The 19597-nt window shown below is 65.4% G+C and carries 21 protein-coding genes and 2 pseudogenes; 13 read left to right on the top strand and 10 right to left on the bottom strand.

Translation table 11 applies throughout. The features are described from left to right. Positions 1–60 precede the first annotated feature (60 nt). Positions 61–711 (bottom strand): DNA alkylation repair protein, encoded by a 651-nt coding sequence (locus tag ACZYX4_RS16375; RefSeq protein WP_463877821.1) that lies wholly within the window; start codon positions 709–711, stop codon positions 61–63. Positions 712–1089: 378 nt separating this feature from the next. Between ACZYX4_RS16375 and ACZYX4_RS16370 the strand changes: the two genes are divergently transcribed. Then, positions 1090–1581, top strand: a complete 492-nt coding sequence (locus ACZYX4_RS16370; protein WP_463877819.1) for a hypothetical protein — start codon at positions 1090–1092, stop codon at positions 1579–1581. Between the two features lie 236 nt (positions 1582–1817). On the opposite strand, the gene ACZYX4_RS16365 is transcribed toward ACZYX4_RS16370, so the two are convergent. Both ACZYX4_RS16365 and ACZYX4_RS16360 read right to left on the bottom strand, forming a co-directional pair. Then, positions 1818–2138: a GYD domain-containing protein gene (locus ACZYX4_RS16365; RefSeq protein WP_463877817.1), complete on the bottom strand. Its 321-nt coding sequence runs from the start codon at positions 2136–2138 to the stop codon at positions 1818–1820. Positions 2139–2326: 188 nt separating this feature from the next. Beyond that, on the bottom strand, positions 2327–2746 hold the full coding sequence (locus ACZYX4_RS16360) for a universal stress protein (RefSeq protein ID WP_463877815.1): 420 nt from the start codon (positions 2744–2746) through the stop codon (positions 2327–2329). Positions 2747–2787: 41 nt separating this feature from the next. Here ACZYX4_RS16360 and ACZYX4_RS16355 point away from each other — a divergent pair. Further along, a pseudogene (locus ACZYX4_RS16355) lies at positions 2788–3677 on the top strand (IS1595 family transposase); the annotation flags it as partial. A 1508-nt stretch (positions 3678–5185) separates the two neighbouring features. Continuing rightward, on the top strand, positions 5186–5782 hold the full coding sequence (locus ACZYX4_RS16350; protein ID WP_463877884.1) for a hypothetical protein: 597 nt from the start codon (positions 5186–5188) through the stop codon (positions 5780–5782). Between the two features lie 66 nt (positions 5783–5848). On the opposite strand, the pseudogene ACZYX4_RS16345 reads toward ACZYX4_RS16350, so the two are convergent. Next, positions 5849–5965, bottom strand: a pseudogene (locus tag ACZYX4_RS16345) (IS1595 family transposase); the annotation flags it as partial. Positions 5966–6338: 373 nt separating this feature from the next. Here ACZYX4_RS16345 and ACZYX4_RS16340 point away from each other — a divergent pair. Continuing rightward, on the top strand, positions 6339–6896 hold the full coding sequence (locus ACZYX4_RS16340; RefSeq protein WP_463877812.1) for a hypothetical protein: 558 nt from the start codon (positions 6339–6341) through the stop codon (positions 6894–6896). 2 nt (positions 6897–6898) lie between these two features. Then, positions 6899–7447 carry a hypothetical protein gene (locus tag ACZYX4_RS16335; RefSeq protein WP_463877810.1) on the top strand — a complete coding sequence of 183 codons (549 nt, stop codon included), beginning with the start codon at positions 6899–6901 and terminating at the stop codon, positions 7445–7447. On the opposite strand, the gene ACZYX4_RS16330 is transcribed toward ACZYX4_RS16335, so the two are convergent. Then, positions 7444–7956, bottom strand: coding sequence for a mycothiol transferase (locus ACZYX4_RS16330; RefSeq protein WP_463877808.1), 513 nt, complete (start codon positions 7954–7956; stop codon positions 7444–7446). The two genes, ACZYX4_RS16335 and ACZYX4_RS16330, sit on opposite strands and share 4 nt — an antisense overlap. Positions 7957–8073: 117 nt before the next feature. Further along, a complete protein-coding gene (gene ggt / locus ACZYX4_RS16325; RefSeq protein WP_463877806.1) occupies positions 8074–9906 on the bottom strand; it encodes a gamma-glutamyltransferase in 1833 nt (610 codons plus the stop codon). 266 nt (positions 9907–10172) lie between these two features. On the opposite strand from ggt, the gene ACZYX4_RS16320 reads away from it, so the two are divergent. The 3 genes from ACZYX4_RS16320 to ACZYX4_RS16310 all read left to right on the top strand — a co-directional run bounded on the left by ACZYX4_RS16320 (position 10173) and on the right by ACZYX4_RS16310 (position 12944). Then, positions 10173–12377 carry a transglycosylase domain-containing protein gene (locus ACZYX4_RS16320; RefSeq protein WP_463877804.1) on the top strand — a complete coding sequence of 735 codons (2205 nt, stop codon included), beginning with the start codon at positions 10173–10175 and terminating at the stop codon, positions 12375–12377. 151 nt (positions 12378–12528) lie between these two features. Next, positions 12529–12678, top strand: coding sequence for a hypothetical protein (locus ACZYX4_RS16315; RefSeq protein WP_463877802.1), 150 nt, complete (start codon positions 12529–12531; stop codon positions 12676–12678). After that, positions 12675–12944 (top strand): hypothetical protein, encoded by a 270-nt coding sequence (locus tag ACZYX4_RS16310; RefSeq protein ID WP_463877800.1) that lies wholly within the window; start codon positions 12675–12677, stop codon positions 12942–12944. The genes ACZYX4_RS16315 and ACZYX4_RS16310 overlap by 4 nt, the downstream gene beginning before the upstream one ends. Before the next feature lie 86 nt (positions 12945–13030). Here ACZYX4_RS16310 and ACZYX4_RS16305 read toward each other — a convergent pair whose 3' ends face one another. The 4 genes from ACZYX4_RS16305 to ACZYX4_RS16290 form a co-directional block, all read right to left on the bottom strand. After that, on the bottom strand, positions 13031–14968 hold the full coding sequence (locus ACZYX4_RS16305) for an IS1096 element passenger TnpR family protein (protein WP_463877798.1): 1938 nt from the start codon (positions 14966–14968) through the stop codon (positions 13031–13033). Between the two features lie 172 nt (positions 14969–15140). Further along, positions 15141–15536, bottom strand: a complete 396-nt coding sequence (locus ACZYX4_RS16300; RefSeq protein ID WP_463877795.1) for an Asp23/Gls24 family envelope stress response protein — start codon at positions 15534–15536, stop codon at positions 15141–15143. Next, complete coding sequence (locus ACZYX4_RS16295) at positions 15529–16014, bottom strand: Asp23/Gls24 family envelope stress response protein (RefSeq protein WP_463877792.1); 486 nt, start codon at positions 16012–16014, stop codon at positions 15529–15531. Before ACZYX4_RS16295 ends, ACZYX4_RS16300 begins: the two co-directional genes overlap by 8 nt. Positions 16015–16130: 116 nt before the next feature. Next, positions 16131–16727, bottom strand: a complete 597-nt coding sequence (locus tag ACZYX4_RS16290) for an RNA polymerase sigma factor (protein ID WP_463877790.1) — start codon at positions 16725–16727, stop codon at positions 16131–16133. 192 nt (positions 16728–16919) lie between these two features. Here ACZYX4_RS16290 and ACZYX4_RS16285 point away from each other — a divergent pair, with 192 nt between their 5' ends. From ACZYX4_RS16285 to ACZYX4_RS16265, 5 genes are read left to right on the top strand one after another with little or no spacing between them, the layout of a single operon-like run. Next, entirely contained in the window at positions 16920–17420 is a 501-nt protein-coding gene (locus ACZYX4_RS16285) for an Asp23/Gls24 family envelope stress response protein (protein WP_463877788.1), read from the top strand. A gap of 57 nt (positions 17421–17477) precedes the next feature. Beyond that, positions 17478–17657, top strand: a complete 180-nt coding sequence (locus ACZYX4_RS16280; RefSeq protein ID WP_463877785.1) for a hypothetical protein — start codon at positions 17478–17480, stop codon at positions 17655–17657. Positions 17658–17677: 20 nt separating this feature from the next. Then, positions 17678–18106 (top strand): Asp23/Gls24 family envelope stress response protein, encoded by a 429-nt coding sequence (locus ACZYX4_RS16275; protein WP_463877782.1) that lies wholly within the window; start codon positions 17678–17680, stop codon positions 18104–18106. Then, complete coding sequence (locus ACZYX4_RS16270; RefSeq protein WP_463877779.1) at positions 18103–18690, top strand: DUF6286 domain-containing protein; 588 nt, start codon at positions 18103–18105, stop codon at positions 18688–18690. The genes ACZYX4_RS16275 and ACZYX4_RS16270 overlap by 4 nt, the downstream gene beginning before the upstream one ends. 48 nt (positions 18691–18738) lie before the next feature. Next, positions 18739–19356: an Asp23/Gls24 family envelope stress response protein gene (locus tag ACZYX4_RS16265; protein WP_463877776.1), complete on the top strand. Its 618-nt coding sequence runs from the start codon at positions 18739–18741 to the stop codon at positions 19354–19356. Positions 19357–19597: the final 241 nt, after the last annotated feature.

Raw genomic sequence — 19597 nt, 5'->3', positions numbered from 1 at the left:
ATTCGAACGCCGCAAAGCAGCAGCCGGGTGAAGAGACAATGCCGCGCAGTATTCGCCGGGTCAGAATCCCAGGTCCGGGCGGTGTCTGGCCGTCTCGGCGAGCACGAGGGAAACCGCCCCTGCGGCGATCGCGCCGTCGTCGTCCTCGTGGTTCCGCTGCGGCGAAGACGCCAGAACGAGACGGGCGTGGCGCACGAACCGGGGCCAGTCCCCCGCGCCGGCACGGAGCACGCGCAGCGGGGACAGCAGGGCGGCACGGCGCAGCCAGCCGTCGGGATCCCGCACCCACCGGTCCAGGACACTGTCCGCGCGCACCCTGCCGACGACGTCGAGCCCCTCGAGCAGGGGACCAACGACGTCGATGGCGAGCGGATCGACGAGGGCGCCCAGCCGTGCGCTCCGCACGAAGCCCTCGATCCGGGTCAGGTCCAGGTTCGTCAGCAGGCCGACGCTGGATTGGAGCAGCACGACGCCGGCGAGTCGGCTTTCGAAGACGGGCACCTCCCACAACTCGGTGCTGAGGGCGGTGATGTCATCGTGCGTCAGCCCCGGGTGGCGGCGGAGGGCATCTCGGACCGTTCCGCGCACGGCTCCGACGGAGGCACCGTAATAACGGTGCCCGCCGCCGTAACGTGCTTCGGCGTCCACGGCGCGGCTCCACGACGACTCACGCTGAAGCGCGAAATCCATGAAATCGCCCGCATCGCTCATGGGGACATTCTCCCGCACGCAGCGGGACCCTTTCCCGAAGCGAACCAGCGACCATTCCCGACCGTCACGACAAATCGGCTAACAGCCTCAGTCCGGTCAACATATTCCCGGGCGGTGAACTGGTTAAGGTAGTGGACGTGCCGCTTTTCAGCGCTCAGCCATGAGTCTTTCTGGATGGTCTCTTTTCGTACCCTGCGCAGATGAGGGCGATCAGGGAGAACCCGGGACGGGCAGTCGCGGCGCTGTAGGGCCTTCGTCACGGGTGATGACTTTGGACTCTGTCCGGCGAAGCAGAAGAGAGCGATTCTGTTCTCTGGACGTTGGATCGTTGAACGCCGGATACGCGTTACTTGGCGCGGAGGGCAGGAGCCAGGTTAAATGGAACAGCTGATTCCGTGGTTGATATTTTGCACCGCCGTCTTAGTACTTTGTGTCATCAGGCCCCATGCAGCCCGGGTTGTTGTCGGGATCTTCTTTATTGTCATGGCCGTAGCCGTCAATGTTGTATTGAGTATTGTTGCACCGGATCAGTTCATCAAGCTCGGTACGGATGCCCCGCTGATTCCTCTTTATGGCTGGTTCTTCCAAAATGTGGTCGCACCGGCACCCCAGGTCATTGGGATCCTGGCTGCGGCAGGAGAGATCGCCGTCGGGCTGCTGATACTCAGCGGGGGCAGACGCACAAAACTGGGCCTGGCGGGCGCTATCTTGTTCTTGATTGTCGTTACACCGTTAGGAATCTGGACGCTGCCGAATCCGGTGTTTGCTGCCGGTTTGGCGTGGCTGCTGACAAAGGAATACCCGAGGAACATGTTGCATATATTCCGTTCGCCATGGCACCGAACAGCCACGGGGAGCACACTCACCTGAGGTTGGCGGAGGAGGGGCAGGCGCTGCACCGGCAGGCCCCTGGGATCTGGTCGAACGCCGGTGTCCAGGCGGAAGCGCCACACCGGCTGGACGCTGAGCGGCGCGCATGAGGGAGATCGTGGGCGTGGGCGTCCCTGCGGCACGGCGCTGATGGTCCCCTTGCCGGAAAACTTTGCCGGACCACTTGAGGAACCCTTACCCCGGGGCCCGGAGGCTGTTGGCTGGGCTCGGTGCCCCTACTGCCCGGGTGCCCGGTAGCTCGGCGTATTCTTGGCCGCGTCGTCAAGATCCTCCGGCGTCATGAGCGGTTTCAGACGCACGTTCACGGATCCCGTTGAATTGATCATGAGTGACAGCGCCGCGGCGTCTGAGGACTCCGGGACTTCGAAGACCCCCAGCACGTCGGTCTCCCCAAAAGCGTAGTAGAAAGATTCGAGCGAGCCGCCGACGGACTTGAGGGCTTCGACGAGCGCGTCACGGCGCTTCGTTCCCCCTTCGCGCATGAGGCCTTTGATGCCCTCGCCCACGTAGTTCGCTTCGAACAGATATTTGGCCATGGTCTTTCCCGTCCCGTGATGTCCAGGACTCGGGCATCCGAAGGTGTGTCCGGGACTCTTCTGAGGCCGGGTCCCGCAGTTGGTCCCCAGAGCGGGGCTATGGCCACATCGTAGGCCGTCCCCCACGCCCTTTCAACGGTTGTGGGTAGTTCCGGCCCCTAGCAGAGGGGTTCCGCCGGCGGCTCTCTTCAGGAAGCCTTCGGGCGGACAAAGAGGACAGGACAGGGCGCATGACTGATGACCTGGGTGGCCACCGACCCCAGGCGCAGACCGGAAAATCCGCCGTGCCCGCGGGCGCCAACGACGACGAGATCCGCGTCCTTGGCGGCACTGAGTATTGCTGATGCCGGCGAATCACTGTGAACGACCTCCCCGGTGGCGGCCACGCCCTTGCCTTCAGCGGTTTTCAGGGCATCCGCCTGGACCGTCGTTGCGCTTTGCTGCGGGGAATCCTCCGTCGCGATTTCGCCGGCCGCCGTTTCCAGTACCGCCGGAAACCAGGACAGCGCCGGTTTGCTCCGGGCCGTGACCAGGCGGAGCTGGTCCTTGGGCTGCCGGGCCTCGTCCATGGCCCACCTCAGCGCATTTTGCGCGTTCGGGCTCTCCACTTAACCGGAGTAGATCTGGGTAATCGGAGTACGTTTGGCTTGTGATCGCGCTGAGGTCCGGCCGTGACTACCCCGGTTCCGTGGGTGAGCTGCTGGCCTGGTTTTCGTCGGACTCGGATTGTCGGGACTATCTTGAGTGGCTGCGCTGGCCGGACGGGTTCGTGTGCGATGAATGCGGGCATTCTGGAGGCTGGCGGCTCGGCGACGGCAGGTTCATGTGTGCTGGTTGCTCGCACCGCACCTCGGTGACGCCAGGAACCGTCTTCGACCGCACCCGCACGCCGGGGATCTCCGCCCTGGGCCTGCAACGGACTCTGGAGATCGGTTCGTATCAGACCGCGTGGTCGATGCTGCATCGTCTACGGTCGGTCCTGGTCCGTCCCGGCCGAGAGCGCTTGTCAGGCGTGGTGGAGGTCGACGAGACCTTCATCGGTGGTGAGGAGGCGGGGCTCGCCGGTGGCCGCGCCAAGGCAAGAAGGCACTTGTCTGTGTGGCGGTGGAGGTGAAGTCACCAAAAGGCTTCGGCCGCTGTCGGATGGCGGTGATCGAGGATGCGACCGCCGCGACGTTGCGCCCATTCCTTGTCGATCACGTCGAGATCGGCTCGACAGTGATCACCGACGGATGGATGGGCTACGTCGGCATCAACAAGATCGGCTACGTTCACGACCGACGCCGTCAACGTGCGGCAAAGGGGCGAGGCGAGGACCCCGCGAAGCTGCTGCCCGGGGTGCATCGCGTCGCTTCGCTGGCCAAACGATGGCTGCTGAGCACTCACCAGGGAGCGGTGGACCGTGCTCACCTCGCCAGCTATCTAAACGAGTTTGTATTCCGGTTCAATCGTCGAGCTGAGCGTAACCGCGGCCTCCTGTTCCTGCGGGTTCCTGAGCTTGCAGTGGGTCACGACCCGGTCCGGTATCGACAGCTGATCAGCCAGCCGCGTCCCCGCGCGACGGCGCCGGTGCCGCCAGGTCAAACCGGCCACCCGCCCAGCCTCGACCGCCCGTACCCAGACCGGCCCTGGCGACATGACCAAGAGATGAAATCCGTTGACGAGCGCACCCGTTGCGGGGGCCGCGCCGGCGAGAGAAGATGGGGACAGTCAGTCCCGTCGGTCGGGGTCTTGTCGCGTCGAAAAGAGGGAGGGTCGCCCATGCCCGACGAGGATCGTGTCGAGGTTCCGGCGCGTGTGAGCCGGCGCGGATTCCTGAAGAGAGTGGGTCTCGGCGCAGCGACCGTCCTGGTACTGGGTGACGGGTTGGTCGCCTACCGCGCCTACGACCAGGGGGTGCTGGCCGCGGGCCGTGGCCCTGCCTTCAGGGCCCTCGAGGACTGGCAGACTTACGATGGACCGCTGCAGGCTGCGGCGGCGGCGGTGCTCGCCGCGAGTGCGCACAATACCCAGCCGTGGGTCTTCGCGGTGTCTGACGGCCGCATCGACCTGTTCGCGGACCTGCGTCGTACGACTGGGGCCAACGATGCGCTGGATCGCGAGTTCCACATCTCGTTGGGATGCGCCCTGGAGAACCTTGTGCTTGCCGCCAACGCCGTGGGCTATGCCACCGAGGTCTTGTTGGACCCGGGTGGGGAGAGCGACCTGGTGGCGAGGGTGGCGCTCGCCCGAGCGCCGAAGCGGAGTGACGAGTTGTACGACGCGATCCCCGGCCGACGTAGCAACCGGTCCGAGTACACGTCTGATCAGGTCCCGATGGAGACCTTTGCGAGCATGCTGGGGCTGGTTGACGAGTCGGTGTCGCCGGCCCGGTTGGTGTTTCTCGACGAGGACCCGGCGCGCCGCCAGTTCGGGGAGTTGCTTGTCGAGGCCACCCGGGCTCATGTCGCCGACGAGGAACAGTCCCTGTCGTCCTTTGCCTGGTGGCGCAGCAGCTGGGATGACATCCAGCGACAGAAAGACGGCCTCAACATCGACGGGGCGGGGCTGCCACCGCTCGTGCGCAGCTTGGGCAAGCTGCTGCCGGCCAGCAGCCGAGCGACTGCCGACGGGACGTTCGTCGACCGGACTGTCATCCAGTCGAGATCGGCCGCGGCCTTCGGTGTCATCACGGTCAACGACCCGTCCGTGCTTCAGGAGCGGTTGGCCGGTGGCCGGTTGGTACAGCGGCTGCACCTATGGGCGAGCGCACATGCACTCGGCTTCCAGCACATGAACCAGGTAACCGAGCGGATCGACCGCGACCAGCAACAGGCAACGAAGGGCGTCTTCGATGCCAGGCTGCAAGAGCTGGTGGGGGCGCCGTCCCTGGCTGCGTTCCGGCTCGGGTACCCCTCGCTCGCGGCGCTGCCCAGCCCCCGCCGTCCGGTGGACGAGGTGCTGAGATGAGCGGATCGCACTCCACAGTGGCGCGTGCCGGGTTCGCCGCCGCGCTTCTAGGGACGGCGGCCGGTGCTGCTGAGGTCGCCCTGGGAACCTCACCTTGGGTGGGCAACAAGAACGATCCCACTACTCTCGGGCTGGTCACCGTCTTCCTCGCACTCGTCATAGGCACTTCGGGCGGGGTCTGGCGCTGGGTGACGACCACGCTGGGCGCGGTGGGTGTCGCAGCCGCGATGTTGGTCCCCGCCTTAGTGGGCACGACCACCGCGGGGGTTGCCTGGCTTCCAGCCGGCGCGGTGGCCGCCGTGGGGGGCATCAGCGCCCTGCGCCAGGGCGCGAAGATCGGCTCGATCTCCCACCCCCTGCGCGATCAGTGGCCGTCAATCCTGCTCGGGTTCCTCGCGCTGATCTATGTCGCGCTGGGGGTCGTCGCCCGGGGTGGCACGGGTGTGCTCGCCGTGGCGGGCGGGTTGGCTGTCATTGCTACTCTGCCGTTGCGCCGCAGGTCACACGCCGCGGCCGCGCTGCTGCTGGTGGCTGGGGCGCTGCCGTTCGCGGTCGTGGCCTGGTGGAGCGTGGTGGCGCCGATAACGGGGGCCCTGATGCTGATGATCGGTCTCCCTATGGTCCTCCGGAAGATCCCCGGTGAGCCCGCCCCGCGTAGCCCCGGCGCACCCGACACTGCCCGAGTCGGGTCGTGACGCGACGATTGAGGACCGCCGGACGAATACCACCCAGGGCGGCCACACGGTGGGTCGTGGTGGCGACCCGTCCGGCCAGCGGAGCCACTCCAGATAGTCCCGACAATCCGAGTCCCACGAAAACCAGGCCAGCAGCCCACCCACGGAACCGGGGTAGTCACGGCCGGACCTCAGCGCGATCACTAGCCAAACGCACTCCGATTACCCAGATCTACTCCGGTTAAGTGGAGAGCACCAATTGCGAGTTATTGGAACTGTCGAAACCAGCCACAATCACGAACGAGCCTGTACTGGGCATTGTCTTTCCAATCCCTAACCTCGGGGGCATCCTGGAAGTTTCAGTCTCGATGACCGTGAAAGTCAGTGTCAAGGTCCGCGCAAACGCCGTGGCCGCTCCGGGGGTTACTGAACCAGACGAACGACAGGCCCTATGACAACGTGCCCGGAGCCTCTAGTCTCTTGCCATGACAGTCGGGGGCGGATATCGGCATGAGAATTCTCGCCGTCGTAGGCGGGATTGCCTGGGCGGCGCGGCCCCACGGCGTGCGGGTGGCTCATGAGGACCGACCCATCCCCGCTCCATGACAACTTCGACGCCTTTCTGGCGAGGGTGGACGCTGCCACAGCGAGCCTGAGCAGGCGGGCGGCTTCGCTGGACAAAGCGCTGGCGGCCGTCTCGTTGCTCCTGGGTCCTTATGAATCCGCCGTCAGGAACTGGGAACAACGGCGCCTCCACGTGAGCGGGCAGCTCGCCCGGCACTCCGGGTCGTCGCAGGCCTGCACCGCTCTGGGCGAACTCCACGAAGTGGCGGTCAACATGGAAGCGATGTTCCGGGACCGTGCACAGCGCATCAGGGACAAGCTGTCGGTGATGCAAGGGCGTCGCGAGGCAATCGACAAGTCGCTGCTGGAGCTGGAGCTGAGTCGTGTCAAACTGACGTCGTCCCGGATGATTGCAGAGGACCGCGAAAAACTGAGCGCGGTCTTTTCCGCACTCGCCGGGTCAACCATGGCCACCTCTGCCCTGCCCGACCGGGGCCTGTTGAGCGATCTCAAGGAAGCACGCACGGCAGTCATTATGGCGGAGGCACTCATGGAAGTGAAGGGGTACTAATCATGGACAATTCACGGCCCGAGCAGTCCCGTCAGAACACTATCGCTCTGGTCCGGTGGTCCAGGAAACCCGGCGAAAATACCCTGGTCCGGTTTGTCATGTTCAGCGTCTTCGCCTTGATCCTTTGCCTCATCCTGATGATTTTCATTGACGGCCTGAGGAATTTCTGGGCCGTTGTCTTGTTCGCCGTCGCCGTCGCGGCGTTACTGACAGGCCCCACGGTCTCGCGTCAGAGGGCCTTCATGACGGGCCTGACCAACCGGGTAAACGCCACGATCGCCGAGGTGACGGGCACCCCTGGTGACCAGCTATCGGTCAAGGAATTCCGGCGTATGGTCAAGAGCGGCGAGCCGCTGCCGCTCCTCGTCGGCGGAGTGCCCGGGCTGAACCTGAACGTGGAACGGGTTGCATCGCAGGAGGCGGAAGCCCCGGAGAAATGGTTCGCAGTCTTCACCGTGGTCCCTCCAGCGATCGGGACCGCCAGTTTCGACCGGCTGGTTGCCGCCGCAAACGACGCTCACCCCGGCACCACCAGCACCAACGGGTCCTAGGCTGCCGGCCCGGGGAACAGGCCCGTGGCATACGCGGCCTGCCCGGCGTGCTGGAGGCAATCGACAATCGTGCTGACCAGCCGCACATCGAGCGTGACGGGCGGATCCCAGCGGGTGTCGACGATGCGGTCGAAGTCCTCATCGCCGAGGCTGGACACAAACTCCACCGTCTGCCGGTGAACGGCGTCGTAGTAGTCGAGCAAGAGCTCCGGCGGTACCTTCACGGCGTCGACCTGGCTGCTCGAATGGCCGTAGCCGGTGTCGTGCTCGGACAGCGGCAGATCGAAGCGGGCGGAAAACCCCTGCGAGGTCCAGACCTGTTCCAGTCCGGCGGCGGAGGCCAGCTGTGCGTCCTCGACCCGGCTGAGGTGCCAGATCAGCCACGCAACGGAGTTACCGTTCCCCGAGGGGCGACGGAGCAAAACCTCGTCGTCGGCCCCTTCGAGAGTGGCGGCCACGGCCTCGCGGATCCTGGCGAAGGCGTCGAGCAGCAAATCGTTGGATTTCATCGGGTCCCCTTTCTGCGCATTTGCGGTGAGCCCCCATGTTTACATGGATGCAGCACCGCGAGATAGGGCGCATCCCCGGCCTTTGTGGATCCGGCGTTGGACCCTCCCCGCCGCGTTTCACGGCTTCGGCGACGGCGTGAGGACCATCGCGGATCCGCCACCGCGCCTCACCGGTTCGGCCGCTGCGACCATCCGGCCGTCGGGCAGGAACTCGATGGCGGTCGCGGCCCCGATTTCTGCTGCCGAGGTGAACGCGTCACCCGACGGCGTGAACTGATGGCCGTAGGGCGCGAGCTCCTTGCCGTGCACCGCGATGAATTCCGGCTCGGCCGTGACCTTGGCCGTGTTCCGTTGCGAGGCACGGGGTGCCGCAATGGCCTCCGAGATGCTCATTCCCAGGTCCACGCGGTTCAGGATTGTCTGCAGGACGGTTGTGATGATGGTCGATCCACCGGGCGAGCCGAGTGCGAGGAACGGCTTGCCCTCCTTAAGGACGAGGGTGGGCGCCATGGACGAGCGCGGGCGCTTGCCCGGCTCGATCCGGTTCGGGTCGCTCTCGTTGTACACGGTGGAGAAGTCGGTCAGCTCGTTGTTGAGCAGGAAGCCGCGGCCCGGGACCACAATGCCGGACCCGCCGGTCTGCTCGATCGTGAGCGTGTACTCCGCCACGTTGCCCCATTTGTCCGCGACCGTCAGGTTGGTCGTCGAGATGTTCTCGGTGTCCTTCTCATCGGCGGGCGCCGCGGCGGTAGCGGGGCACACGCCGTCGTACGCGGACACGTCACCCGGCAGGACGGGCTTGGCAGCCGCCTGCAGCGGGTCGATCTGGCAGGCCCGCTCCTTGCCAAACAGCGGGTCGGTGAGCGCCGCGGTGGGGACGTCGCCAAACGCCGGGTCTCCCACGTAGTTGCCCCGGTCCGCGAAGGCCAACGCGCTCGCCTCAAGGTAGTGATGCAACGCGCCGGGGGCGGACATCCCGGAAAGATTGAACGTGTCCAGGATGTTCAGCGCCTCGCCGGTTGTGGTGCCGCCGCTGCTTGACGGCGCCATGCCGTAGACGTCCAGGTCGCGGTACTCCACTTTCGTGGGCTCCTGATCCAAGGCACGGTAGGCGGCGAGATCCGCCGTCGTCAGGGAGCCGGCCGGGACGGGCAGCGTTGTGCCGGCAGTTTTGGGCGGAGCCTGGACGGTCGCCGCGATCTCCGCCGCAAGCGGGCCGCTGTAGAAGCCGCGCGTGCCCTCCCTTGCGAGGAGCCGGTAGGTCTCGGCGAGGTCATGGTTCTGGAAGACACTTCCGACGGCGGGGGCGTCCCCGCCCGGGAGGAAGAGGCTGCCCGTCGAGGTGAACGCCTCGAAGCGGGGCTTGTTGTCGAGTGTCTGCTGGCGGAACGTCTCGTCGACCACAAAGCCGCGGGCCGCCACCTTGATGGCAGGCCTAAGGGCCTCACCGAGGCTCACAGAGCCCCACCGGTCAAGGGCGCGCTCCCAGGTGGCCGGCGTGCCGGGAACGCCGACGGCGACGCCACTCGTGACAAGCTCGGGAGTGAAGCGGTAGGGCTTTCCGGTCGCTTTGTCGATGAAGGCATCTTGAGGGATCTTTGCCGGCGCGGTCTCGCGGCCGTCGATGGTGCCGATTTCGCCGGTCTCCGCGTCGAAAAACACAAAGTAGCCTCCGCCGCCAATCCCGGCACTGTACGGCTCCGTCACACCGAGTGTTGCGGCTGCTGCGACGGCGGCGTCGGCCGCGTTGCCGCCCTTGCGAAGGACCGCGATGGCCGCAGCGGATGCCTCCGGGTCTACAGTGCTCACGGCGCCGCCGTACCCGGTGGCGGTCGAGGTCTTGACCGTTTCCCGTGGATCCGCGAACGCGGGGCCGGCGACAGCGCCCCCCGTTACACTCAAAGCCAAGGCCGCCGTGAGGGCAACCATCCGACGTGTCACATGTGCCATGATCGCTCCCGGGGTGCTTGTGATGCGCAATGACATTTTCTGTCACGCTACTACGGGGCGATGAGACACTCAAGACCCGCCCAACATCCTGGCGAAAAGTCAGCCACACCATCCGTTTCGGGTGAGGCGCCGTCCGGCGCAACGCCTCTACGGTCGGGATATGGGCAGCAGAGGTTCGACGGCGGCCACGCCAGCCCCGGCGGTCTGACCAGCCAGGGACCTGCGGCATTGTGATCACAACTTTAGAGCGTGCTAATTGGGGGAACATGGCGCCGGCGAACCGTGCAGGATTGAAGTCAGGTGCCGGCCTCCGCGCGGCCCTCGGTTACTTCACAGTGAGTGTGATCTGCGGCGTTCTTGCCGCCAGCCTCGTGGTCCCCGCCGTCGCAGGGGCCGGCGTCGCCCTCCGGGAATCAGTTGGTTTCTTCAACAGCCTCCCCGCGGAACTGACCCTCGAACCGCCGTCGCAATCAACCAAAGTCCTTACCGCTGACGGGAAGACGATCGCCACCTTCTACGCCGAGAACAGGGTGAAGGTCAGCCTGGACCAGATGTCGCCGTACATCAAGGACGCGATTGTCGCCATCGAGGACCGCCGTTTCTACGAGCACGCCGGTATTGACCCGCAGGGAATCCTTCGGGCCCTGGCGTCCAATCTGACCAGTGGCGGCAGGCAGGGCGCCTCCACCCTGACCCAGCAGTATGTCACCAACGTCCTCAACGAGTCCCTGGTCTCGGCGGACAAGGGCGACCTGATCGTCCTCAACGGGCAGAAGAGCATCGGCGACAAGGTGCGCGAAATGCGGCTCGCGATCGAGCTGGAGAAGAAGTACACCAAGGACCAGATCCTTGAGGGCTACCTCAACATCGTCTTCTTCAGCAGGGATGCCTACGGCATTGAGGCCGCCTCGCGGCGTTTCTTCAGCACCACAGCCAAGAGCCTGACCCTGCCGCAGGCGGCACTCCTTGCCGGCCTGGTCAAAAGTCCCAGCTTCTACAATCCCGCGGTCAACCCGGACGAGGCCATCGCCCGACGCAACCACGTGCTCGACGCAATGCTTGACGTCGGCCGGATCTCCCAAGCGGAGCACGACGCCGCCGTCGCTTCCGGCGTGGCACTCACCCTCACGCCGGGGAAACAGGGCTGCGCCGGCGCGCAAATGGCACCGTACTTCTGCGACTACGTTTCGCACCTGATCCTGAACAACCCGGTCTACGGCGTCGACCTTGCCTCCCGGGTGAGGAAGCTGTACCGCGGCGGCCTGACCATCACCACCACGCTGGATAGCCGGCTGCAGCAGGCCGCGCAGACACAGGTTGACGCCACGGCCGGGGCAAACCCGGACAAATGGGGCGCGTCGCTGGTATCCATCGGGCCGGGCACCGGGAAGGTCCTGGCGATGGCCCAAAACACCGTGTTCCTCCCCGAACCGGAGAAATTCGATACCCAGCTGAATTTCAACGTCGATTCCAAGGACGCCGACGGGAATGACCTGAACGGCGCCGGCGGGTTCGAACCCGGGTCCACCATGAAGCCGTTCACCTTGGCGGAATGGCTCAATGCGGGCAAGTCCCTGTCCGACACGGTGGATGCCTCCCGGCGGTCGTATCCCCTGGATTTCAAGTGGAAATCCAGCTGCGGCAAGGTGCTGGGCGCCTACAGCACGAAGCAGAAAAGCCTCGGCGCCGCGGACGACCTGCAAAACAATGACTCCGGCTACTACCGGCCTATGCGCGTCGATTACGGGCTGTATAACTCCATCAACACGGCCACCTTCGCGGAGGCCGCCAAACTGGATTTCTGCGGAATCCAGAAGATGGTGGATGCGGCAGGAATCCACAGCGGGCTGGATAACGCCCAGGTCAACATGCATCAACTGGGCAACTTGCTGGGCGCGATTGGGGTGGCGCCGCTCGTGCTGGCCAATGCCTTTGCCACGTTCGCCAATGACGGCAGGTACTGCGAGCCCGTCGCCATTGTGGAGGTGACCGACGCGGCGGGACGGAAGCTCCCGGCCCAGTCCAAGTCCTGCCGTGACGCCATCAAGCCCAACGTTGCCCGGGGCGTGACCTCAGTGCTGCAGGACGTGCTGAAAAAGGGGTCCGGCGTGTACATCAAACCCAAGGTCCACACCAGCTTCCCGGTCGCGGCCAAGACCGGTTCGTCCAACACCAACGGCGCCACGTGGGTGGTCGGCTACACCAGCGGCCTGGCCACCGCGTCCTTCTTCGGAGACGCCCTGGAAGGTCAAAAACGGCCCGGGCAGAACGTCACCGTCAATGGCAAGTTCTACAAGAGCGTTGACGGCTACATGCTCGCTGGGCCGCAGTGGGCGAACTACATGCTCGAGGTCGCCGGGCTCTATCCCGCCGAGGCCTTCCCGGCCCCGCCCGAGTCGATGACCAAGAAGGGTGATCGAAAGAAGGCTGATCAAAAGAAGGCTGACCGACGGGATTCTGACCGGGACTGAGTGGCAGGTGCCCCAGGGGATCTTCGGAGCACCACCGGAACATACTGAGGCGTCCCCTCTGTTATCGGAAATGTGACGCCGACTTGCCCGGGCCGGTATTCTGATAGAGGTCAGGCAGCGGCCACACATGATTCGTAGAGAGATCGTGTCTATGACAAGCAATCTCAATGTCACCGTCGCCGTGAACATCGATTCCGGCACCATCAACTTCATCCCCGTCGCAGCACCCACCCGCGACCATGTCCAGGCACTTGCCCGCGTGGCCCGCCGGACGGCTCCCCCGAGGGAGCTGGCGGCTTGACGATCCACCCCCAGATTCCCCCGGGACTCCCGTCCCCGCAGATCTTCGGCACCTTCCGGCGCTGGCCGCTGGTACCCTCCGCCGAGCTGTACCGGCTCCAGGCCGCGCTCACGCAGTGTGTGGAGCTCGCCGGGTCCGCGGCCGCCCAGGATCTGTTGGGGCTGGTAGCGGAGGAACTCCAGCAGCGGAGCGCGGAAGAGCCTGCGGAAACCCGCCGACTGTCCGGACACGCCCGCGCACCGCGGAAGCGCGCCAACGAAAGCTGACGTACCGACACCGGCGCCGCCTCCCCTGCACCCGTAGCTCAGCCAGCAGAGCAGTGGACTTCTGATCCCGCGCCCGCCGGCAGTTCTCAGAAAATGAAGTCAGCGAGGTTTGCGTTTGCCTGTTCCGCGTCGAAGGCCTTTGGGTCCAGCGTGTCGCCCGGCTGCATTCCCAGCCATTCCCGGTACTCCTTGTGCTCTTCGTGGTGCGGATCGTTGACCGCTTGGACAATGTTCGCCCACCCCCAGGTGCCGCCGCTGTCCTCCGCCGGCGCCATGCCGCGTCCCGCGGTGCACCGCGGGAGCTGCCCGCCGTCGTCGCCCGCCAGAATGTTCTCCACCTTGATGGCGAGCACCCAGTTGTCGCCAAAGTCGTACGTGTAGCTCATGGAACTGCCCACGGCCGGCAGCAGTTCACCGACCGACGCCGTCGATTCGTCACGGGAAGCATCGCCGTAGAACACGTCGTCACCGTCCGGATCCGCCGGCGCATAAGCGGTGCCGCGGAATCCCCCGACCCGGAACTCGTGCAGATGATAGTCCAGCCAGCCGAACACTGCCTGGATCACCAGGTGCAGCTGCGGGAGCGGCATGCCGGCAGGAACCAGGACGCGCCGCCAAATGGGCGGCTTCGAGTCGTTGAGCATGATCTTCAGCTGCAGGATCGGCGCAGCGGCCGGACGTGCTGCCGGCCGGGCCGCCGGCAGCGCCGGTGACAGAACTGCCCTCTCCGGCGCTGCATGGAGGTGCGCGGTCGGCTCGACGCCCATATCGTCCGGCGCCTGCCCAAGTCCCAGATCTGCGAGCACCCACTCGTCGTCGAAGACGTTCATTATGCATCGTATGAGGGCCGGCGGCACGCGGAAGTGCGTGTCGATGGTCAGCAGCCCCAGCTCGGCGAGCTCTTCCAGTCGGCCCACGGCCATCCCGGTCAAGAGCCCGGCCATTGCCCGTTCAGCAGGCGGCACGTTGTCCGGGGCGGCCAGGATCCGCGCCTTCTCCGGCGGATCCGCCGTTGCCGCCGCGAGCAGGAGCGATACCTGCATTCCCGAGACCATCCTTTCCCAGGGCTGCGCCGGATCCCATCCGAGCACCGCCGTCTCCAGGAAGTGGTCAACGAAGAACACGAGCTCGTCCAGCCGCCCGGAAGGCCCTCCGGCGAAGAACACCCCGGAATCCGCAGAGGGAACCACCTTCGTCGACTTGATCTCAATCAGCTCGGCCGCCGCCAGCGCGTTCCAGAGCCGGGCAAGCAGCGGCACCTCGTACATGCTCCGGACAGTGGGCAGCGGGCTCTCCGGACCGGCGGTGCCCGGCAGCGCGGAGCCGGACCGTTTCGCGCCACCCCTGACGGCGACGCCGACGCAGGCAGCGGCCGCTTCAATGTCCCGCAAGCGAAGCGCGCCGGTGGCCGTGACGGGCTTCCCCTCGCCGATCCACTGGAGCAACGCCGTGGCCCGCTGGATAAGGGGCAGCCCGGAGAAGGCCGCCAGGGCCTCCTGATCGGGGATGTCCGGGACGTCGATGAAACCCCCGCCGTCGTCGGCCTCTCCCGTCGTGTCGAGGAAGTCCATGACTGCCGCCAGCTGATCCGCTGAGCCGCCCCACCGGCCGGTCTCGACGAGGAATTCGACGAAGGCGCCGACGGAGTGAATCACGTACGTGGTGCTCTCTAAGACACGCACCTCGCCGGCCGTGGCGTCGAGAACAGCTCCGGCGTCGTCTAACGCGGCCAGGATTTCGTCCGACACGGCGACTGACAATCCAGAAGGTTCAAGGCTCGTCACGTCGGCCGCGGCCGTGGTGTCCATGTAGCGGCCCATGACGGCCTTGATCGGCTCCAGACATTCCAGAGCGGCAACCGCAGAGCCGGGTGAGACCTCCTCGAACCACCGGACAAATGCCGGCGTGAGCGCGTCCACGGCACGGTCAGCCCGGACAGCGCTCAGGGAATGGGGTGCGGAGGCACTGGTAGCGTGGCCGCCCGTCCCCTTGCCCTTGTGCCGGTTCCTGCCGTTCTTGCTCATGGTTCCCCCGCCTTATTGCGAACTTGGTGTTACGACGACGGTACTAACCCTGCGGGCGGCTGGCCAGTGCTGCACGGGGTTAAGACGGACGCCCGGCAATGTTGCAGACGGCGTCCGCAACATTGCCGTGGCGCCAGCATGTCTTGGTGTGCAGCCGTTGACGGCACCCGGGTTACATGGGTGTTGTGCCGCGGGGGTGTTCTATGGCGAGGATGCTGATGTCGATCGTGCCTGGATTGAGGCCGGTGTGGCTGATGCTTTCACGCACGCGTTGTTGAACTGTTTGGGCGACGTCGAGGGCGGTGTAGGCGATGTCGGTGGCGATATCCAGGTGGACGTGTGCGGTGCCGTCGCTGATTGTCGCGGTGACACCGTCGTGCCGGTAAGTGCCGTTTTGGCCGCCGGGATTGCGGAGGTTCTGCAGGGCGGCGGGACCGAGCCGGGCCAGGAAGCCATGGATGGTGGGTTCAAGTCTGAGGACTCCGGGTGTTTCCAGTGTGGTGCGGGTGGCGATGGAGGCGATGAGCTGGCTGGTGATGATAGAGCCTTGGAGGGGCTGGTCAGGCATCGTAGAGGTCCTCCACGGTGATGTTGACGGTTCCGGCTCCAATCCCGACGCCGGCGGGAATCGCGTGGCTGATCTCGTCGCGCAGCGCCTCCGCAGTGAGCGGGATGACGATGCCCGGGGCGGCGACAACCCGAAGATTGACGATGAGGCGGGGACCGGCGTTGGCGGCGGTACCGGTGGTTCCGGCCGGGTGGTCTTCACCGGCGAGGCTGGCGGCAGAGCGCATTTCGATGCGGCAGCGTCGTGAGTGGAGACCGGGGATCGCTGCTGACGCGAACCGGATGAGGGAGCTCAGGGCCTGTTCGCTGATCTCTGTGGTGCCGTTGTCTGCGCTGCGCAGGAGGATTCTGCTGCCGCGGCGGACTTCCGCGCGGGCCACGTCCATGATGGCGTTCGTGATCCCGGGACGGGGTTTCAGCGCGGGATTGGAAAGGTCGCTTTCGCGCAGTGAACGGGTTGCTTCACTGAGTCTTTTCAATTGGGTTCTGGCAGTTTGGCATTGTTCGCACTCTTCTTCGTGTGCGGTGGGTGGCCGGTCGATGGTGGCCCAGATGCTATCGATGCTGCGGCCGCAGCCGAGAAGGGGGGTGTCGTCTAACGCCATTGGCTCATCCCTTCTGCTATCTGGTGCCGCGCCCGGGCGAGAGTGCCGCGAACTGTTGTTGGGCTGATCTTCAGTGTGACACCAATCTCCGCGTAACTGCGTCCGTGCATTTCCCGCAGCAGCCAGCAGGCCCGTTGTGCCGGGGGGAGCGCGTTCAGGACTGCGGTCAGGCCGTCCTGTTCGGCGGACCATTCAGCCTCGTGGGCCGGATCCCACCCGGCCCACACCGAGCAGGCGCGGGCCTCCGGGATGGTGTCCATGTCATCCGAGTCGATGATGTCCTCGGCATGGGCGGTCCGCTTGCGCAACACGTCCAGGCATTTGTTCGTCGCCAGCCGGTAGATCCAACCGCCGAAAGCATCGACATCAGCGAGCATGGGAAGACGGCGCCAGCTCGTTGTCAGAGTCTCCTGCACGATGTCTTCGGCTTCGCCGCGGTCGTTGAGCATCCGATACGCCAGCCGAAAGAGTCTGTACTGATAGGTGAGCACCAGGTGTTCGAATGCTGCCAGGTCGCCGTCCTGGGCGCGGGCGACGATACTCCCCTCGTCCAGGTCGGGTTCGAAGCCGGGGCCATGATCATTCATGCATTCTCCATCCCGTCCTGTAACGCACCGGACCCTGGCCCCAATATGCCACAGCCGGGCAACGCCAGGAACCGAACCGCGGTGTTGTTGCCCCGTGAGAAATATATTCTGCGCCATCACGTGACGATTCCTGTCGGGCTTCGTCTATATCGGTGTCAGCATCATCACCAGTCCCACGAGGAGATGTTTTCCATGACCGAGACACCCAAAACCCCCGGAGCTTCCAGCGGCGTCGTGGCCACACCCCAGGAGAAGCACGGCGGCGCGCTGGACCAACCGAAGGCGAGGGACGCACTGCACACCGATCGCGGTGCCACCACGATCGAGGAAACCGTGGTGCAGAAGCTGGCCGGCATCGCCACCCGCGAGGTTCCCGGCGTGTACGCCATGGGCAGTGCCGGCCGGCGAGCGTTCAGCGCCCTGACCGAACGCATTCCCGGTTCCCAGACCAATGTCAGCGGCGGCGTCACCGTGGAAAAGGGCGAACGTCAGACAGCCATCGATGTCTCCATCGTCATCGAGTACGGGTTCTCCGTGGTGGAGGTCAGCCAGGGGATCCGCCGCAACATCATCCAGTCCGTTGAGCGCGCCACCGGACTGGAAGTGCTGGAAGTGAACATCAATGTCACCGATGTCCACCTGCCTGGTGACGAACAGGACGTCCCTCAGGACCAGAAGACCGCACTTCAGTAACCGCCTGTCACAGTACCCTCCCCCAAGGGGAACGGGACGATGAGGAAAAGGATGGCTATGTCTACTACACGTTGGTGTCTGACCATAGGTCTGGTACTGGGAATCGTTTTGGGCTTCGGCGGCTGGATGGCGCTGCTGGCCGCGGTCACCCTGGGACTCATCGGTCTGCTGGTGGGCCGGTTCGCGGAAGGCAAACTCGATATGCAGGCCCTGTTCGGTAGAGCATCGAGCCGATGAACCCGCCAGGAGCCCACGCAATGCCCTTGCCCGGGGCAGGGGCCGGGGAGGACTTCGGCGAGAGGGGCGCCGGGGAGGACTTCGGCGAGACTGGCGCGCGGGGGCAGACCGTCCTGGCGGCCAGGGTGATCGAGAAAATCGCCGCCCAGGTCGCCAGCGACGAATCATCCGCCGGCGGTTCCTCCGGCGGTTTTCTGGGCATCGGGACCCACGCTGATCTCTCCGCCCGGCCCAAGGCGTCCGTGGAACTCAGCGGGAACATCGCGACCTTAAGCGTCGAGATCGGGATGCTGTATCCGGTGCCGTTACGCCAGGCCACGGAGGCCCTGCGCCGCCGGATCAGGACCAGGGTCACAGAGTTGACCGGAGTCGATGTCCGGCAGGTCGACATCAGGATCTCGTGGCTGACCACGGGCACCGACGCCAACGGACGAAGGAAGCTGCTGTGAGCCGGCACGACCAACAGTCCACGCGGCTGCGGCACCGGCCCAGCCGCGCCGTCCCGGCACTGATCGCCGGAATCCTGCTGCTGGCCGCCGGTGGCGCCCTGGTCTGGCTGACCGTCACCCGGCTGGTCAACGGCACGTGGCCCACCTTGCTGCAGCAGCCACGCGACTGGCTCGCCGTGCTGGCGTGGAACGACCCCGCCCTAAGTCAGATCGGGATAGCCGCCATCGTGGCCGGGGTGATCCTCTTACTGTGCGCCATCATTCCCGGAGGGTTCAATGCCATCAGAATCGATGATTCCGGGACCGGCGCCCGGGGTGAGGCGCCACCCGTGCAGGAGCAGGAAACAGTGATGACCCACCGCGCCGTCGCCCAGCTGGCCAAAGCCCGGTGCGTTCAGATCGACGGCGTCGGCTCGGTCTCAGCGACAGCCACCACCCGCCGCGTACATGTGAGCGTGACGACTTCCCTGCACGAGCCAGGGGACCTGCGCGCCAGGATTACCGACGCTGTCCGGGCCCGTTTGGAAGAAACCGGGCTTTCCCCGGTTCCGCAGGTGACCGCCACTGTCCGGTCCAGAGACTAAGACCATTCGCGCACCCGCCCGCCGCGACTATTTGAAGGATGGTTTCCGATGAGACAGACCGCAGGAACCCTGAACCGGACCTGGCTGGCGATTCTCGGCATCCTTCTCCTGGCTGCCGGCACCGCACTGCTCCTGCAGTCCAACGGGACACTGCATGCTCTTTTGAACACCGCCCGCTTTTGGGAGTCCGTCGTCACTGGTGATCTGCACGCGTTCTTCGCGCAGCCGTGGGTGGTGGCCGCCATGCTGATCATCGGTGTCATCATCGGGTTGCTGGGGCTGCTGTGGATCATCGCCCAGATCCCGAGGAAAAACATGGCCGGCACCTACCGCCTCCATGACGACGGCAGTCAGGGATTCACGGTCTGCGACCCGTCCGTCCTCGCCGCCGCCGTCGAGAAGCAGATCAACACCCTGCCCGGTGTCATCACTTCCGCGGCCCTGCTGCGAGGAACAGCCAAGGCCCCCGAGCTGACCCTGAAGGTGACGGTCAATGACAGGGCCGACGTCCAGGACCTCATCCACCGCATCCAAACCTCCACCCTGCCGGAGCTCTCCTACGCCCTGGAGGCGCCCCTGCAGCGCAGCGGGCTGCAGATCGACGTCACCGGACGACGCCAGAGCACCGGAACCGTTGTGCATTCCACCGGCACCGTCGTCCACTAGCAACTGAACGGCTGGCACACAACCCGAAACGGGTGTCTGCGGCCAACTCCGCATGCAACGCAATCAATACCAGCATCCAAACGGCTTCACGGGCGCGTTGCTCTGGTCACCATCCGACCCGCGGCACCACAAGGGGAAGAGCGTCAGCATCTCGTGACCCCAGGCCGCACGATGGTTGCCGGCGCCACAGTCCTGCGGACCTGTCCGGCCCCGGGATGAACGCCGGGAGCTCCATACGTTC

This window comes from Pseudarthrobacter leeuwenhoeki (genome assembly GCF_055412885.1).
This window is presented reverse-complemented; position numbering and strand designations above follow the sequence as displayed.

What these genes read in the sequence shown, in the direction of transcription:
- ACZYX4_RS16375 (WP_463877821.1), bottom strand. Translation starts at nt 711, where the DNA reads ATGAGCGATGCGGGCGATTTCATGGATTTCGCGCTTCAGCGTGAGTCG.
- ACZYX4_RS16370 (WP_463877819.1), top strand. Translation starts at nt 1,090, where the DNA reads ATGGAACAGCTGATTCCGTGGTTGATATTTTGCACCGCCGTCTTAGTA.
- ACZYX4_RS16365 (WP_463877817.1), bottom strand. Translation starts at nt 2,138, where the DNA reads ATGGCCAAATATCTGTTCGAAGCGAACTACGTGGGCGAGGGCATCAAA.
- ACZYX4_RS16340 (WP_463877812.1), top strand. Translation starts at nt 6,339, where the DNA reads ATGAGGACCGACCCATCCCCGCTCCATGACAACTTCGACGCCTTTCTG.
- ACZYX4_RS16335 (WP_463877810.1), top strand. Translation starts at nt 6,899, where the DNA reads ATGGACAATTCACGGCCCGAGCAGTCCCGTCAGAACACTATCGCTCTG.
- ACZYX4_RS16330 (WP_463877808.1), bottom strand. Translation starts at nt 7,956, where the DNA reads ATGAAATCCAACGATTTGCTGCTCGACGCCTTCGCCAGGATCCGCGAG.
- ggt (WP_463877806.1), bottom strand. Translation starts at nt 9,906, where the DNA reads ATGGCACATGTGACACGTCGGATGGTTGCCCTCACGGCGGCCTTGGCT.
- ACZYX4_RS16320 (WP_463877804.1), top strand. Translation starts at nt 10,173, where the DNA reads ATGGCGCCGGCGAACCGTGCAGGATTGAAGTCAGGTGCCGGCCTCCGC.
- ACZYX4_RS16315 (WP_463877802.1), top strand. Translation starts at nt 12,529, where the DNA reads ATGACAAGCAATCTCAATGTCACCGTCGCCGTGAACATCGATTCCGGC.
- ACZYX4_RS16305 (WP_463877798.1), bottom strand. Translation starts at nt 14,968, where the DNA reads ATGAGCAAGAACGGCAGGAACCGGCACAAGGGCAAGGGGACGGGCGGC.
- ACZYX4_RS16300 (WP_463877795.1), bottom strand. Translation starts at nt 15,536, where the DNA reads ATGCCTGACCAGCCCCTCCAAGGCTCTATCATCACCAGCCAGCTCATC.
- ACZYX4_RS16290 (WP_463877790.1), bottom strand. Translation starts at nt 16,727, where the DNA reads ATGAATGATCATGGCCCCGGCTTCGAACCCGACCTGGACGAGGGGAGT.
- ACZYX4_RS16285 (WP_463877788.1), top strand. Translation starts at nt 16,920, where the DNA reads ATGACCGAGACACCCAAAACCCCCGGAGCTTCCAGCGGCGTCGTGGCC.
- ACZYX4_RS16280 (WP_463877785.1), top strand. Translation starts at nt 17,478, where the DNA reads ATGTCTACTACACGTTGGTGTCTGACCATAGGTCTGGTACTGGGAATC.
- ACZYX4_RS16275 (WP_463877782.1), top strand. Translation starts at nt 17,678, where the DNA reads ATGCCCTTGCCCGGGGCAGGGGCCGGGGAGGACTTCGGCGAGAGGGGC.
- ACZYX4_RS16265 (WP_463877776.1), top strand. Translation starts at nt 18,739, where the DNA reads ATGAGACAGACCGCAGGAACCCTGAACCGGACCTGGCTGGCGATTCTC.